The sequence below is a fragment of the Pseudoalteromonas rubra genome (assembly GCF_004212645.1).
GTDB lineage: Bacteria > Pseudomonadota > Gammaproteobacteria > Enterobacterales > Alteromonadaceae > Pseudoalteromonas > Pseudoalteromonas rubra_G.
The window spans coordinates 1-14,730 of the sequence record NZ_PPUZ01000108.1 but is presented as its reverse complement, the minus strand read 5'-3'; the positions used below and the strand labels follow the sequence as shown (position 1 = coordinate 14,730).

The 14,730-nt window shown below is 48.2% G+C and carries 12 protein-coding genes; 6 read left to right on the top strand and 6 right to left on the bottom strand.

The features are described from left to right. Positions 1-162: 162 nt before the first annotated feature. Positions 163-2,298, bottom strand: a complete 2,136-nt coding sequence (locus C3B51_RS22335; RefSeq protein ID WP_206074716.1) for a cation:dicarboxylate symporter family transporter — start codon at positions 2,296-2,298, stop codon at positions 163-165. A 315-nt stretch (positions 2,299-2,613) separates the two neighbouring features. Continuing rightward, positions 2,614-3,105: a malate synthase gene (locus C3B51_RS22330; RefSeq protein WP_130246441.1), complete on the bottom strand. Its 492-nt coding sequence runs from the start codon at positions 3,103-3,105 to the stop codon at positions 2,614-2,616. A 305-nt stretch (positions 3,106-3,410) separates the two neighbouring features. Here C3B51_RS22330 and C3B51_RS22325 point away from each other — a divergent pair, with 305 nt between their 5' ends. Next, a complete protein-coding gene (locus tag C3B51_RS22325; protein WP_125717861.1) occupies positions 3,411-4,904 on the top strand; it encodes a DUF3612 domain-containing protein in 1,494 nt (497 codons plus the stop codon). Here the strand turns inward: C3B51_RS22325 and C3B51_RS22320 are convergent. From C3B51_RS22320 to soxR, 3 genes are all read right to left on the bottom strand, one after another. Beyond that, the gene (locus C3B51_RS22320; RefSeq protein ID WP_130246440.1) at positions 4,901-5,362 is read right to left on the bottom strand and encodes a GyrI-like domain-containing protein; all 462 of its coding nucleotides are present in this window, start codon (positions 5,360-5,362) and stop codon (positions 4,901-4,903) included. The two genes, C3B51_RS22325 and C3B51_RS22320, sit on opposite strands and share 4 nt — an antisense overlap. A 415-nt stretch (positions 5,363-5,777) precedes the next feature. Next, positions 5,778-7,565, bottom strand: coding sequence for a DUF885 domain-containing protein (locus C3B51_RS22315; RefSeq protein ID WP_130246439.1), 1,788 nt, complete (start codon positions 7,563-7,565; stop codon positions 5,778-5,780). Beyond that, positions 7,562-8,089 carry a redox-sensitive transcriptional activator SoxR gene (gene soxR / locus C3B51_RS22310; RefSeq protein ID WP_130246438.1) on the bottom strand — a complete coding sequence of 176 codons (528 nt, stop codon included), beginning with the start codon at positions 8,087-8,089 and terminating at the stop codon, positions 7,562-7,564. The genes C3B51_RS22315 and soxR overlap by 4 nt, the downstream gene beginning before the upstream one ends. Before the next feature lie 67 nt (positions 8,090-8,156). Here soxR and C3B51_RS22305 point away from each other — a divergent pair, with 67 nt between their 5' ends. Both C3B51_RS22305 and C3B51_RS22300 read left to right on the top strand, forming a co-directional pair. Further along, on the top strand, positions 8,157-8,618 hold the full coding sequence (locus C3B51_RS22305; protein ID WP_130246437.1) for a flavodoxin family protein: 462 nt from the start codon (positions 8,157-8,159) through the stop codon (positions 8,616-8,618). A gap of 136 nt (positions 8,619-8,754) precedes the next feature. Then, positions 8,755-10,725, top strand: coding sequence for a hypothetical protein (locus C3B51_RS22300; RefSeq protein WP_130246436.1), 1,971 nt, complete (start codon positions 8,755-8,757; stop codon positions 10,723-10,725). Between the two features lie 113 nt (positions 10,726-10,838). Here C3B51_RS22300 and C3B51_RS22295 read toward each other — a convergent pair whose 3' ends face one another. After that, on the bottom strand, positions 10,839-11,357 hold the full coding sequence (locus C3B51_RS22295) for a hypothetical protein (protein ID WP_130246435.1): 519 nt from the start codon (positions 11,355-11,357) through the stop codon (positions 10,839-10,841). A 210-nt stretch (positions 11,358-11,567) separates the two neighbouring features. Between C3B51_RS22295 and C3B51_RS22290 the strand changes: the two genes are divergently transcribed. The 3 genes from C3B51_RS22290 (at position 11,568) to C3B51_RS22280 (ending at position 14,607) form a co-directional block, all read left to right on the top strand. Beyond that, the gene (locus C3B51_RS22290) at positions 11,568-12,026 is read left to right on the top strand and encodes a DUF4920 domain-containing protein (protein WP_130246434.1); all 459 of its coding nucleotides are present in this window, start codon (positions 11,568-11,570) and stop codon (positions 12,024-12,026) included. Between the two features lie 85 nt (positions 12,027-12,111). Further along, a complete protein-coding gene (gene codB, locus C3B51_RS22285) occupies positions 12,112-13,323 on the top strand; it encodes a cytosine permease (RefSeq protein WP_130246433.1) in 1,212 nt (403 codons plus the stop codon). 78 nt (positions 13,324-13,401) lie between these two features. Continuing rightward, a complete protein-coding gene (locus C3B51_RS22280) occupies positions 13,402-14,607 on the top strand; it encodes a Bcr/CflA family efflux MFS transporter (RefSeq protein ID WP_130246432.1) in 1,206 nt (401 codons plus the stop codon). Positions 14,608-14,730 lie beyond the last annotated feature (123 nt).

Below are 14,730 nucleotides of genomic sequence, written 5' to 3'. Positions count from 1 at the left end.
AAATTTCTCATTTAGAACAACTAAATAGCAAAATTTTCGCCTTGTTATCGACTATATTTTCTCGCCTCAAAGCAGAACACTTAATTAAGCAAATTGGTATTGTGGCGCTTGGCTTGCAGTTAAGAAGAATTAGGTGACAGATTTGCGCCTGTCACCGGTTTATCAATCGAGCTTGAGTTCAAACTCGTAGTCCAGCTCGTCCATTAAAGACCAGCGATGCTGTTTGTTTTGCGTGCCTTTGCCCAGGATCCAGTAATCATAGCTCTTAGTGATTTGCCCCTGGCTTTTTGCAATGGTGAGCCAGGCGTTAACAAAGCTCAGAATGTCCAGATTGCGCTTGGCAACGGCAAACCCAACTGGGTATTGCATCTCTGCGCCTTTGGGCACCACAACGCCAAATTCTGGATGGAACATGCTCCAGGCAAATCCAGCCTCTGCGCTTATCACCATGGCATCGAATTGTTCGTCGGATTCAAAGAATGCCTGGTGATTCGACAAAGCCGACACCTGAATATGAGGGTATTTCTTTGCCAGGTCTTGCATCAGTGGCGTGTACTCCACATGTGCCAGGCGCAGATCCTTGTAGCTGAGCACCTGCTCCCGGGTGGCCAGTTGCTTAAGGCGATGATCTTTGGCAATTAAAGCCATTTGTAATTGCAGTACTGGATCACTAAATCTGACCTGACTGAGGTCGGCAACATTTATTTCCAGTCCCGACATCGCAATGTCAAAGAAGCCTTTGTTCAGGTACTCAGCCAGCTGCGACTTTTTAAACGGAATAAACTCAACCTTCACATTTAAGTCGGCAGCCAGTTTATGGGCCAGACTAATATCAAAACCGACCAGTTCTCCTTTTTGGTTAAAGTAGCTAAATGGCACGTTGTCGACCAGGTAGCCTACCCTGAGTAAGTTTCGCTTCTTGATCACGTCTATGTTGGTCAGAGACAGCTCACCACTTTGATAGGCCTTGGGCACATGGTTCAGCACTTCTGCCGGCACTTTGTCTGAAACCACCATATTGGCAATGATCTCATCGGCCGCCTGAGTGTCTCGGGCCAGGTGATTGTTGGCCGTAAAGCTCAGTAACATAAATGCTGGCAGCAGGGCGCTGAGTAAAGTCAGATAATACACCGAGCGGATCCGCTTAAGGTGCAGCTGGCGTTTGGTATAGAAAATACTTAACAGCACGAAGGCAAAAATATAGATGACTGTGGTCGGAGAGACAATTTTGGCAGTCAGCACCGACATCGACAGATACAACTGGTAGCTGTCTGCCGGGATCTTCAGGCTGTCCAGCAGATAAGGAATGGCAATATGCACGTTGGCAAAATAGCTCAACATGGCCGATAAAGTGACATTGGGTATTTGATCCAGCGTAACCGGACTGCCTGTCAGCCAGGCTGCAAAGGTGACAAACATCAGTGTTGTCAGCTTACCTAAGCTTGGAAAGGTATAAGCAATGGGCACCAGCACTTCAGCGATGTGGTCAGACTCTTCATCACTGCGTTTGATTTTTGCCAGATGGGCCTTGATCCCCTCTGTGATCACAGGTAGGACAATAAACACGTTGCCGGTACTGAATGCGGTGATCCACGCATTGCGCATCACCATGATCAGGTCGCGGTACTTAACCGGGGTTAATGCTGCGACCAGCATGGGCAGCAGGGCAAACATCAGATAGGCCCCCAGACAGCTAACCAGCACCAGATAAATTTGCAGGTTGTTGAGCTCTTCCATGCTGATGGTGCCGGCGGTACTGGCGGTCATTGCAAAGATCCCAATCGGAAAAAGCTTAATGATTTTTTTCGAGATCAAAGATAATCCCTGACCCACGACTTCAAGCACGTCTAACAGGTTATTCTTTTGTCCGTTTGAAATTAACGACAGCCCAAGTGCAATACAAAAAATCACCAGCGCGGGCACATTGCCCTCGGCCATGGATGCAAAGGGGTTCGCGGGAATATACTGGCTGACAAAGTCTACTTCCGGGGCGCTGGCCACCAGGGCGGGAGAGAAAAAAGTCCCGGCATCATGGCTCGGCAGCGTAAGTGAAAACGCCCAAATGGCAGCCAGGCCGACCAGCCACAGGCTTATCATGACAGTGGTTGCTTTGACGAGAATGGATTTAACCTGATCCGGGTTAAACTTACCCAGCCCGACTACCAGGCTGACCACAATGTAAGGGAAAATGGTGATCTGCATGAGTTTAACAAACCCTTCGCCGAGTGGTTTTAAAAACGCCACCCGTTCACCAAAAATAAGGCCACATGCAATACCGAGTAACAATGCCCAGAGCATCCAGTTTATGCTCTTTAACCAACCTAAAACGAGTTTCATAATCCCCATGTGCGCAATAAAAAGAGCGAGATTATATTGAGGTTAGCTGAAATTAATCTGAATGCAGCTCAAATAAGTAAAGCAACTGGTGTATTTGCAAGCAAAAGGTAGTGATTGGTTCGTTGAGCGGTTAGTGCATACTGACGCCAAGCCAGTCATTTTCGAATGATTTTACTATGGGTAGCTTATTATTGTGCCGAATTATTGAAACTTGAGTGCTTACATTTGTGTGAGCACTCAAGCTTTGCTGTGTATCGCCAGGAGCGGAACAATTAACTATAGCTGGTAATCGTCACCGTTTTTGGCTCGGTAGCATTTGCGGTCTTGCTGGTTGACCAACGCATGCTGCACGCCAGAAACAAAGCTCATCCACATGGGGCTGAGTGCTTCTCCTGTGCCTGTCACCGAGCTGAGCGGCGTTTCATACTGAACATCATTCAGGTGAGCGCGGTCATGGCGGCCAGGTTCGCACCCTGTGTCAAAGCTGAGTTCAATGTGCATGCAGTCCGCTTTTTTCAGCAAAATGGCGCTGGGCGCTTCACGGTGGCCACATAACGCCACAAATTGCTTACAGTTTTTGAGTCCGCAGTGCTGGCCATCGGCGAAGAACACCATCAGGTGATTGTAGTAAACGACATAAGAGCTGACGTCTTTGTGAGAGCCGAACTCCAAAGGACAGTGTTGATCCAGGTACTGCTTTGCGACGATCAGCTTTTGACATTCTGTGCTGGTGTTTTCTAGTTCTGTATGCTGAATTTGTGCTTTCATGTGTGTATTCCCAGTTACCAAGGTTACCCGATACCCGTTGCCTGTGTGGTGAGAGCCTGCTGGCTTATCAATTCACCTGTTGTCGTCACAAGGCAAAATATCGCTACTATTATTAATTACCTGCTTAGTCCCGGCGGGAGTGCAGAGTCTTCTGTTGACAAATTCAGTGTATGAAAAAAAATCGATAAATTTCACAAAAAGAATTTTACAGTGTAAATTTTACAAAAACTGGTCTGACCATGTGTTGTGGCATAGTAGTAAGCACAGCGTTCAGGCGCCTTACAGACGTAAACAGGAATGAAGCGGTGAAAAAAAATTCAGAACTCATGAGAAAGTCACACTTTCTGGGCACCAAAATTCGTAATTTACGCAAGCGAAATCACTTAACTCTTGAAGACTTATCTGCCCGGTGCATCCGGGTCGACCCACAATCCGCGCCCTCGGTGTCTTACCTGTCAATGATTGAGCGAGGTAAGCGCACGCCCAGCAGTGACATGCTGGAGAACCTGGCCGAAGTATTTCAAAAGCCGGTAGACTGGTTTTTGGACAACGAACCTGAGGTGAACGAAATTACTCCGCAAAAAGGCCGGCATGGTGGGATCAGTGGGATGGCGCTGGAACCTAACTTTCTATTTGATAATGACATTTTGCAAATTGCGATTCCGGAAATGTTGTCACAAACGGGGATCAGCGGACGCCAGTTTGCACACTTGCTGATCCGCGCGCATCAGGAGCATCATCAGAATCACTTTCCGGATCTTGAGCGTGCGGCGGAAGAAGTGGGTGGCAAAGACCTGTATCTCGATGTTGATGCCCTGTTGAGTATGCTCAAAGCTCAGGGGCTGGTGGTGCATTGGTTTGATGAGGCGCCAGGCGAAGTGGTAGATGAAAGTGGCCATGTGTTTGCGCGTGTGATCACCTCTTATTTTGCGCCGCCAAATGAGGTGCATATCAATCGCATGTTGCAGCAAAACCAGCCCAGACTGAAGTATGACCTGGCCGTGCACCTTGGCCATGCGGTGTTACACAACAGAGACGGACTGCAATGTGTACTGGGCTCTGGTGGTGTCAGTGGTGCAGCAAATACCGACGAGTCTGCGCCGAATGCTCAGGATATCCTCTCGGCCTGGCACGACTTTGAGTCGAGCTTTTTTGCCGGTGCGCTGCTATGCCCTAAAGTTGCATATCGCCAATTACTTGATTCGTATGGATATGAAACGCACATTCATCAGGCTCTGGGCATTTCTCCGTCGGTGGCCATGCGCAGGATGACAGTGGCTTCGCCTTATCCACACTGGCACTATTTTGATGCCTACCTGCCGGGTAAGCTCAAAGCCGTGTACCGTGGCAATGGTATTCCCTTGCCCTGGGGCAATATGCGCAGTGTGGCCGATCCCTGCCAGCACTGGGCGGTATTTCGTAAATTTCAGCAGCAGGCCATGCAGGCCAGTGCGCAGCTGTCGGTGCTCAATGTCAACAATCAGCCAAGGCTTTACTGTTGCGAGTCCATCAAAGTGAATGATGTTGCAGATAATCCTCATGTGCTCTGCGCCGGGATAGATCTTAACCCGGCGATTGCAGCTCAGGGACTCGATGCCAATGAAGTGGTGCAGGAGTTACAGGCCTTGTGCATTAAGCAAGGGGGTGCCAGTGTGGTGCCCTGGCACTTGAAGAAGCAATTGCAAAGTGTGGCCAAAATTCTCAATATCAATTGGATAGAGCGGGGCATAGCCAACGATGTCCGTGTTATTTGTACACGTGGTAAAGCCTGTCCCCGACAACCCGGCTGTTATGACTAAAGAATTGAGATGGCGATCTCGACTTCGTCACTATGATGATAAATTTCTATATCCTGTAGATAGGCGCGTTGATAAGGGCAGTCTGACTGCTCAAAGTAGCGCCACACAAGCTCCCAAAGACGGATCACGGTTTGTGGCATTTCACCCTGAGCGGCAAAGCTCAGATAACGCCCGGCGCTCAGTTGCTGCGGTTGCAGTGCCGGGTCTTTGTCAGCATGTGCTACCAGCTCCGCTGCATCACTGGCAACGCTGGCCTTAAAGTCGCCATGGTGGTCCGACTCATAGTGTGAGTAGATCCCGTACAATGTGGCTCCTTCATTTAGTAAAGGGGCATAATGCTGATTAAATGTTTGCCATAACTGGATTATCTGACCTTCTCCTTCGGTCTGTTCATGATGATTGTTGGTGCGGGTAGAGATCCCCACAACCTGGCGTGGAGCGAACGTTTTTACTTCCATTGGATTCCCTGATTACTCGTCGTATGTCGCTAAATTGCTTTACTCCGAATATCTGTCCCTGTCTACTGACAAAGTCACAACATCTGGCGTGTCTGTAAGTCTTTTCCAAAGAGGCGGAGATTGCAATTTTATATGTATATTAAATAATCACTTAGACTATTAATAAGGCGGCCGAATGGTAACATAGTGTGAGTTTTAGGCAAGTCGTTGGGAAGGAAAAGTGACACGGCTTTAGTCTTATATAAGCCATAATGCATCGCTTTGCCAGAGTCGGCGGATGATCCCGAAAATCTCATGATTGAAATCAGTATAGTATGCCGGACCTTTCAATCCGGCATCGCAGATATACCAATTTGCATATTTAAGCGTGTCTACTTGCTCCTTCAAATTGAACAAGTATTAAGTGAGAGTGGTATTAGTTCATCAGTTGACGAATGTATTTAACGGGGGCGCTGCCGTAGCTCAGGAACTCTTCATGGAAGGCTTTGAGATCAAAGTCTTTACCCAGCCGTTTCTTTTGCTCTTCGCGCAGATCGTAAATTTCGCGGAATCCACTGTAGTAGCTGGTCAGCTGCACCTGGCTGAGTGTGGCCCGACGCCATTTTCCTTCTGCTTCTGCCTGCTCCTGGAATGCGCCGTTCATCAGTAAGTCCAGGCCTTGCTCTTTGCTTATTCCCTTAACCTGAATGCCATAGTCCAGAATGGTGTTACAAATAACGCGCAGGTTCCATTTATAATACATCAACCACATTTCGGGTTCGAAATTACCATACCCTTCTTCCAGCATCATGCGTTCAGTGTAGACCGCCCAGCCTTCAATCATGGCCCCGTTACCAAAGATGCTTTTCACCAAAGAAGGTGAGGTGTTTGAGTACACCAGTTGCGTATAGTGGCCCGGTACGGCCTCGTGGATATTGAGGATCTGTAAGATCCAGTGATTGTATTCACGCAGCATGGAATCTGCCTGCGCATCCGTCAGGCCATCGAGCGGTTCAACATTGTAATAGGTGTTTTCTTTTTTCTCATAAGGGCCTGGCGCGGAGATAGACGCCAGTGCAAAGCCTTGCATGTAATCCGGTGTTTGGCGAACAACCAGCGGTTTTTCCGGATCGAGTGTCAGCAAGTCTTTTTCCATCACAAAGCGTTCCAGCTCAGGGATTTGGCGCCTAATTTCGTTTACAAACTGAGACTTTTCAACATGACGCTGAGACAGGTGTTTGATAAGTGTTGCAATGGCTTGTGTATCATCGCCAGGGCGTGCAGTATCGGGGAAATACTTGGGCCAAAGCTGGTCGGTCAGCGTGATCATTTCAGCGGTGACCCGGGCTTTGTCGGCGAGTGCTTTTTGATACATTTGTTTGGCGGTGTATCCCGACTGTATATCAAACGCAAACTTGTCTTCGTAAAGCGCCTCTCCAATCCTAAAACTCCGTGCATTACCGGATTGTTGCAATTCCTGCTCAAGCGCGGTCAGAAAATCAATATAACCATGGATCGCGGTTTTAGCGTTGGCAAAGCGTTGCTTGAACGCGGCTTTTTCCTCGGCACTAAACGTGCTGAGCGCATCCACACGTGTCAACAAATCGTCCGTCAAAACGCTGAATGCGCCTTTATTTTGCTGGATCCCGAGCTGGGTATATTCCAGTGTTGGCTGGTCAATGTTGGCCTGTGCAGCGCGGTAATAGTCAGGTACAAACTTGAGTCGCTTAAACACCTGGCGGAGTTTGTCATCCTCAGATTTAAAGCGGCTGTTCAGAATGCTGGCAAAGCCGTAAGACACATTGTAGTTACTTGGGTTCCACTGCCAGCTTTTGAACGTTTCCAGCTCCCATTTGGCGCGCTTGAGTGTATTTTCAATCAGGTGATAATCAATTTTCAGGTGGTCACTGAGCTGAGTTAAATCAAATGACTGTAGCTTTGCTAACTGTGTATCAATAAAGGCTTGTTCGGCAGAGCGATGAGCGGCGTCCGGGATGGTGATGACATCATCAAATTTGCCGTAGCCAAAGTAAACTGACAGCTCGGGGTACTGCTGCCAGTATTGTTCGATAAACTGCTCGGAGAATGCAGTAAAGGCCACATCACTGGCCTGTTGGCTGGCTACTGTAGTTGCCTGCTGCGGCTTTGATTGGGTCGTGGTCTGAGCACAACCTGCCAGCGTAAATATGGCTGCCAGAGAGAGGCTGAGTGCTGTTTTTTTCATTCGCTTGTTCCTTTTTTGTTATTGTCGTTATCATAACAAGATTTGACGGCGCTTGCCTGCTCCGGGTTATCTATCAGTACCGCGCCATTACCCGCTTTTGCGACTACATCATCCGGGTTGTACATAGGGCAGCGGCTCATTGATAAGCAACCACAGCCAATACAGCCGTCAACCATAGTACGAACTCGTTGCATATACGCTATTTTTTCATCCAGTTGCGCGCGCCACAAACCGGACATGCGGGCCCAGTCTTCTTTGCTTGGGGTGTTACTGTGTGGCAGCGACATTAAAGTTTGTTTTATTTCTGCCAAGGTTATTCCCATTTTCTGGCCAGCCTTAATGATGGCAATACGGCGCAGGACATCTTTTTTGTAACGTCTTTGATTTCCGCTGTTGCGCCAACTGCGGATCAGCCCTTTATTTTCGTAAAAATGCAGTGCGGAGACTGCAACGTCTGCACGTTTTGCAACTTGCCCGACGCTGAGCTTGGGCTCGTCTCGTTCCGTTGTGTTAGTTGGGGTCATTCGATACTTTACCTCAATCTTGGTTGAGGTTTTATGCTAGCAGCAAATAACACAAAGGAGAACCTCGATGAAATCAATCATTCTTTACTCAAGCTCAAACAAGCAGGGTAATACCGCACAATCAGTGCAACAGCTCGCGCAGCAGCTTCAGGCTGATAGCTTATACCTCGATGACTATGATATTAAAGACTATTGCTATAATCACAGCAATTCAGGCGATGACTTTCGAGCATTGTTTCGCGTTGTACTGAACTATGACCACATCGTTTTTGCCTCGCCGGTGTACTGGTATGCGATAACCCCAAAAATGAAGGCGTTTTTTGATCGTATTACCGATTTTATGGATGATGAAACACTACAGCCTGAGCTGAGAAAGCTGCGTGACAAGCAATTTTCGATATTATCCAATTCCATTCAGGAGGCCGCGCCCAAGTGCTTTATAGAGGTGATCCAGAAAACCTGCGAGTACCTGGGTATGACCTGCCGTGAGCGTATTCACCATCAGTACCCTTATGAGGATAATAAATAAAGTAGGATTTTTCTGGTCAAAAAATAGGCGTTAATTGTTTCGCTAAACTAAACTGTGTGTGCTGTGGCATGGTGATGAGGTGGATCGGTTGCTGTGTCAGAGTAATTATCAGTAACCGTCAAAACCAGGAATTACCATGAAGATATACAAGCTGCGCAACTGGCTTGTTATATTGTCTGTTTTCATACTTGCCTCCTGCCTGGGCGATGATGACGACAACAATACCACAACGCCAGATCAAACCGCACAAACCACAGAAATCAAAGTGAGCCCGGCATTGGGATTAACCAAAAATGCTGCCGTCAGGCTCGTTCTACTTGCTAATAATACACCAGTTGAGGGGGCTACAGGTAATACCGGCGAAACCGGTGTTGCAACCATTACGCTTAACTCAGCAATTGCCGAGCCCTTTATTGTCGAAGTTTTGGGTGGCGGGGATGCCGAGTATTTTGATGAAGCTAAAGGTACTTTCTTGTCCTTACCGGCTGACACTACGCTGCGCGCCGTATTGAGTGCTTTTAAGTCTGAAGTGGGCGTGACCACGCTGACTGAAATTGCGGCAACGGCCATACTGAATACCGGGGCTACCAGTGCTGAGGCCATCAACCTGGTCAACGAGCAGGTGCGTATTGCACTGGCGCCTGCCTTGACGGATATTACAGCACCACCACAGTTGATTGACGCGGCCAGCGGTGTGACCGCGAGCAATGATCAGGCCGGTATTTATGCCGTTTCTCTGGCTGCACTGGCGCAAATGGGTAGTTCGTCCAGCTCTCCGGCGCTGGCCATTGTTGATGCATTACGCGCCGACTTTTTAGACCTCACGATAGATGGCAAGGTTGGCGATAAAGCCTTTGAATCACCTCTGTATAATGCCAGTACTTTTATTAGTGAATATACCAGCGCTATTGAGGCTTATGCCCAGCAGGTAGGTTTAACCACAGACTTAAACACCACGTTTTCGCTGGATAACATTAAAAAAACCCTGGAGGGGCTGAACGACATTTTTGCCAGCCTGGACCTAGGCTCTCTGAATCTGGATTTTGTTCCCGGTGGGTTAACGCCCGGCTCTGGCGGCGGTTCTGACGATGACGACGGTGGCAATAATGATGCCCAGGGCAATGTCTTAACAATCACAGGAAGCGCAACGGTGGCAGGCGTATCGAATCCAATTACAGAAATCAAGATTGCAAACGTACCCGCGCCAGACCCCAATGACCTTGAAACCATCAAAAAGCAGATTGAGGATTCGTTTGTTAAACAAAATCTGACCGTGAATGATCTGGTGTTTGAACTGGTAAGCAGTTCGGACACCAAAATAGTGGTCTCTGTGCGTTACTCAGTCACGACTCAGGGGGTAACGGCCTCTTATGACTTAACTTACACCTGGACGCTGACTGGCAAAGACGATGACGATGACGATGATGACATGGGCGACGACGTGATGTTGCCGGATGTACTCAAAGGTAAGTCATTTGATTTGGTGTTTAATTTAACGCAAAGCGGCAGCAGCTATGCTGACGGACAAAAAGTGAAATTTACCTTCTCGAGCTCCGGTATGATGTTTATTGACACTGATCCCGAAGCAAATAACGGGGATGACATGTCGCTGGATGATGTCATGATGGAAGGCACTGAGTACGTCTATAAAGATGAACAGAAAGGGTTTGTTTACCGCGTGTCAGTGACACCAACCGGGCTCAATGAAATTAACTTGTTCACGATGGAGAAGGTGTTGCTTGGCTCGTTTGTTGCCGAGGGGATGACCAACCTCGCTCTGGTCACCGCAAGAGCGGGTGAGTATACAGTCACAGGCGCAGGCCACTCACGCGGAACCGTGATAATAGGGGCGGACGGTGCTATCGACTTTGACACCGGCACGAGCTTCGCGCCAAGTGATATCGTTGCTATCTTTGATCGTACTAATCTTGAGCAGGAGAAACGCATACAAATTAATTACGGAGCTGACGACGATGGACCGGTGATTAACCTGTTCTTGTCTGTTGATGCCAGCGCGATAACCAGCATTCAATATCGGATCCGCTCTGAAGATGTTGATGTAATGGTGACAGTCGAAGGCACAGTCACGGGCGGAGGTGGAGGTTAACGAAAAGGTCTCTCTCATTAAGACAAAGCGGGCGCGGCAGCCCGCTTTGTCTGACAATTTTTATCCCCTCAAATGGGGTAACATTGAGCATTGGTAAATAGTGCTTTGCTCGTTTACCACTTGAACAGTGTACACCTTTGCTGTGTATTGCCCTGGTAGCTGGATACCACGAACTGGCCAACTTTGGATTCACGGATTGGGTCGACACTGAAGGTATTGATGTTAACGTCTATGCTGCCATTACTATCAAGTTTATAAGAAGCCTGTAGCTTGGTGCTGCCTACTTCAAACAAGCTCAGGAATTCATCGTTCAGCAGGTATTGATCGATCACGACTCCATTGTTCTCATCCACTGCGTAATGACCCAGGTTTTCATTAAGCGTTAACAGGCTGTAGTTGCGAACACTTTTACGCTCTCCCTCTCCATAAACAATGATCCAGTCGGCTTTGTTATCGACCGCAGCACCAATTTCAAGCGACATCGGAAACTGATATAAGGTCCCGCGTGCAGGGGAGATAACCTCACACTGGCCTTTATAATAGCCCTGCCACTCCTGTGGCGCAGCCTGTGCCGTTGCACTCAGCATTGTTAGTGTTGTCATTGCCAAAGCAGATTTGATCATCTTATTCATACTATTTTCCTTTGTGATAGTGTTTACCCAATTAAGGTAAGTAGTTCTCGTTCATGTTGCAAGGCTGTATGTAATGGTTTGTAAATGAAGTGTGCCTTTAGTGTTTTTCATGCTGAGCATGTATATTCATAGATTAAAATTAGCAAGCGCTTGTTATCACGCCTTTATCTGTAATAATGGCTAATTAGAATGCCTTATCAGGAGAATAATATGTTAATAAGAACAATGTTAGGTTTGCTTGCCATGGTGTGCGCCGCGTCTGCGCATGCTCAGCCAATGGAGTTCGCCGGCGGTGCCGACAAAACCAATGTTATTGATGCCCCAACCTTGCTGGCAAAGGCAAGTCAGTACCATCAAACCCAGGTCACAGTGAAAGGGCTAGTGACAAAGGTATGCAAAAATCGCGGTTGCTGGATGACGCTGGAGGTAGAAAAGGGCGAGCAGATCACCGTGAAGGTACGTGATGGTGATATGGTTTTTCCTATGTCTGCAGTTGGGAAAACAGCGCTGGCCACCGGTAAATTTGAGGTGTTCGAGCTGAGTATAGAAAAATCACGTCGTTATCTTGCTCACAAAGCGGAGGAAAACGGCGAAGCCTTTGACCCCCAAACATTGAAAAATCCGATCACGGTATACCGGCTTAAACCCAGCGCGGTGACCATTCTTTGATAAAAGCCTCAGTTAGCTCCATATTGTTTCCACTGTTTTGTGCTCAACTGAGCAATAGTATATTACCAAAAAGGCAAGCAAGGGCGTGACTGAAGACAGTAATTATGGGCTTAAACCCGTTCCAGAGTCGGCAAGAAAAGGTGGAGTCGCTTTATCTTTGCTGATGCTGGGGCTGACTTTTTTTTCTGCGAGCATGTGGACTGGCGGGACGCTGGGCACCGGGCTCTCATTTAACGATTTTTTTCTGGCGGTGTTAGTCGGTAATTTATTGCTTGGTATATACACCGCGGCGCTTGGGTTTATTGGTGCCTCTACCGGGTTGTCTACGCATTTGCTGGCGCGATTTTCATTTGGCATAAAAGGCTCCTGGCTGCCTTCGTTGTTGCTCGGGGGCACTCAGGTGGGTTGGTTTGGCGTTGGCGTGGCGATGTTTGCCATCCCAGTCCACAAAGCAACGGGTGTCGATACCAATGTGCTGATCATTGTGGCGGGACTGGTAATGACGACCACGGTTTATTTTGGTATTTCTGCATTAATGGCGCTATCTGTCATTGCCGTACCTGCAATCGCTTTGTTAGGTGGATACTCTGTGTGGCTGGCGGTCGGAGAAGTTGGGGGGATTAGTCAGTTGCAGTCTGTAGTACCGGCAACACCCTTACCTTTGAGCGGGGCCATCGCACTAGTGGTGGGGTCGTTTATTTCCGCCGGCACGCTCACTGCCGATTTCGTGCGTTTTGCTCGCAGGCCCGCCAGTGCTGTACTGATCACGCTGATTGCGTTTTTCCTCGGCAACAGCCTGATGTTTATATTTGGTGCAGCGGGTTCGGCGGCAACGGGTGAATCTGATATCGCGCAGGTACTGATGCTGCAAGGCCTGCTTTTACCGGCCATTGTGGTTCTGGGCCTCAATATCTGGACTACCAATGATAATGCACTGTATGCATCCGGCCTCGGATTTGCCAATATCACCGGCTGGTCTAGCCGCAATTTGGCAGTGATCAATGGCGTTATTGGTACACTCAGTGCGTTATGGTTGTATAACCACTTTGTTGGCTGGCTGACTTTTTTGTCGGCTGCTATCCCGCCTATCGGTGGTGTGCTGATAGCCGATTATCTGGTTAACAGGCAGCGCTATCATGCATTTGAACAAATGCAGTGGCAAACGGTGCGTTACAGTGCCCTTGCCGCCGTTGCTGTAGGCATATTGGCTGGCCATTTTTTGCCTGGCATTGTGCCGTTAAATGCGGTGCTGGGGGCAGCACTGAGTTATTGGGTTTTTTCGCGCTGGGAGAGGTAAGGCACAGTCGGAGCTGGGGTGCGGATTGCTAACTAAACTGATATAATCTGCGTCCCTCTTTTTTGTATTTGGTACTCAATGGACGATACTGCACGCGCTTTTAACACTCGTATATTACTTCCCCTGTTAGCCAGTATTGTGGCAATCACACCGCTGGCAATCGATATGTATTTACCAGCGATGCTGGTGATCGCCGGTAGCTTAGATGCCGACATGCCGCAGGTGCAGCTATCTTTAAGTATCTACCTGGCCGGTTACGCGCTTGGCATGATGCTATATGGTCCATTGGCTGATCAGCTAGGTCGGCGCAAGCTGGCTTTATTTGGGCTTGGCGGGTTTGCACTGAGCTCATTGTTACTGGCTTTTAGCAGTGATATTTTGCATTTGTGGGTACTCAGGGCCGCACAGGCGTTTACCGGCGCGGCAGCAACGGTTGTTGTACCAGGCATTATTCGCCATATTTATCAGGCAAATACCGCTAAGGGTATGTCCTATGTCTCGATGATCATGATGGTTGCCCCGCTGATTGCCCCCAGTGTGGGGTCTGCCATTATGGGGTTGGCAAGCTGGCAGTGGATTTTCCTTACCCTGGCAAGTTATGCCGTTGTGGTGATGATCCTTGCCTACTTCTATCTTGTGGAAGTACCTATCTACAAAAGTGACAAGCGTGGGCTTCATCTGTTCTTTGACAGTTACGCGACGGTGCTGACCAACCGGGCTGCTTTGCCAGATATTGCCAGTTCAATGCTGGTTTCATTTGCGTTCTTTTGTTTTCTGACCTCAGTGCCTTTTATTTATCTCGATTATTTCGCCGTCTCAGAGCAGCTGTTTGGGGTGCTGTTTGCCTTCAATGTGGTTGCCCTGATGCTGGGTAATTTTCTCAATACTCGCCTAGTTCCCAAGGTGGGCTCGCGCAAAATGCTGTATTACGGCCTGCTGCTTGGCTTGCTGAGTGCATTTGCACTATTGGTGTTCAGCCTGATGGATTTATCTTTGTATTATATCGTGCTGAGTATTGCGCCCTTGATGATGAGCCTGGGAGTCAGTGCGGCAAACGCTGATGCGTTGATATTACTGGAGTTTGAGAAAAACTCAGGTACAGCGACGGCGGTTATTGGCACGCTTAGGTTTGGAAGTGGGGCTTTGGTGGGACCATTGCTTGCCTTACTCCATGCCAACAACACGGTTCCTTTCTCAGCGATGATGTTTGCTGCGGTTGCTGTTACGGCGTTGGCGCAGTATTTTCATCGTCTTAGCCATCGTCACAAGCAATACAGGCAATGAGTTATACCAATTTGCTTAATTAAGTGTTCTATTTTGAGGCGAGAAAATACAGTCGATAACAAGGCAAAAATTTTGCTATTTAGTTGTTCTAAATGAGAAATTTTTAACGCCGTTAGCGTCATA

Excerpts from the sequence above, each read along its gene's own strand:
- C3B51_RS22315 (WP_130246439.1), bottom strand. The coding sequence starts at position 7,565 with ATGAAAAAAACAGCACTCAGCCTCTCTCTGGCAGCCATATTTACGCTG.
- C3B51_RS22295 (WP_130246435.1), bottom strand. The coding sequence starts at position 11,357 with ATGAATAAGATGATCAAATCTGCTTTGGCAATGACAACACTAACAATG.
- C3B51_RS22330 (WP_130246441.1), bottom strand. The coding sequence starts at position 3,105 with ATGAAAGCACAAATTCAGCATACAGAACTAGAAAACACCAGCACAGAA.
- C3B51_RS22305 (WP_130246437.1), top strand. The coding sequence starts at position 8,157 with ATGAAATCAATCATTCTTTACTCAAGCTCAAACAAGCAGGGTAATACC.
- C3B51_RS22290 (WP_130246434.1), top strand. The coding sequence starts at position 11,568 with ATGTTAATAAGAACAATGTTAGGTTTGCTTGCCATGGTGTGCGCCGCG.
- C3B51_RS22280 (WP_130246432.1), top strand. The coding sequence starts at position 13,402 with ATGGACGATACTGCACGCGCTTTTAACACTCGTATATTACTTCCCCTG.
- C3B51_RS22320 (WP_130246440.1), bottom strand. The coding sequence starts at position 5,362 with ATGGAAGTAAAAACGTTCGCTCCACGCCAGGTTGTGGGGATCTCTACC.
- C3B51_RS22335 (WP_206074716.1), bottom strand. The coding sequence starts at position 2,298 with ATGCTCTGGGCATTGTTACTCGGTATTGCATGTGGCCTTATTTTTGGT.
- soxR (WP_130246438.1), bottom strand. The coding sequence starts at position 8,089 with ATGACCCCAACTAACACAACGGAACGAGACGAGCCCAAGCTCAGCGTC.
- C3B51_RS22300 (WP_130246436.1), top strand. The coding sequence starts at position 8,755 with ATGAAGATATACAAGCTGCGCAACTGGCTTGTTATATTGTCTGTTTTC.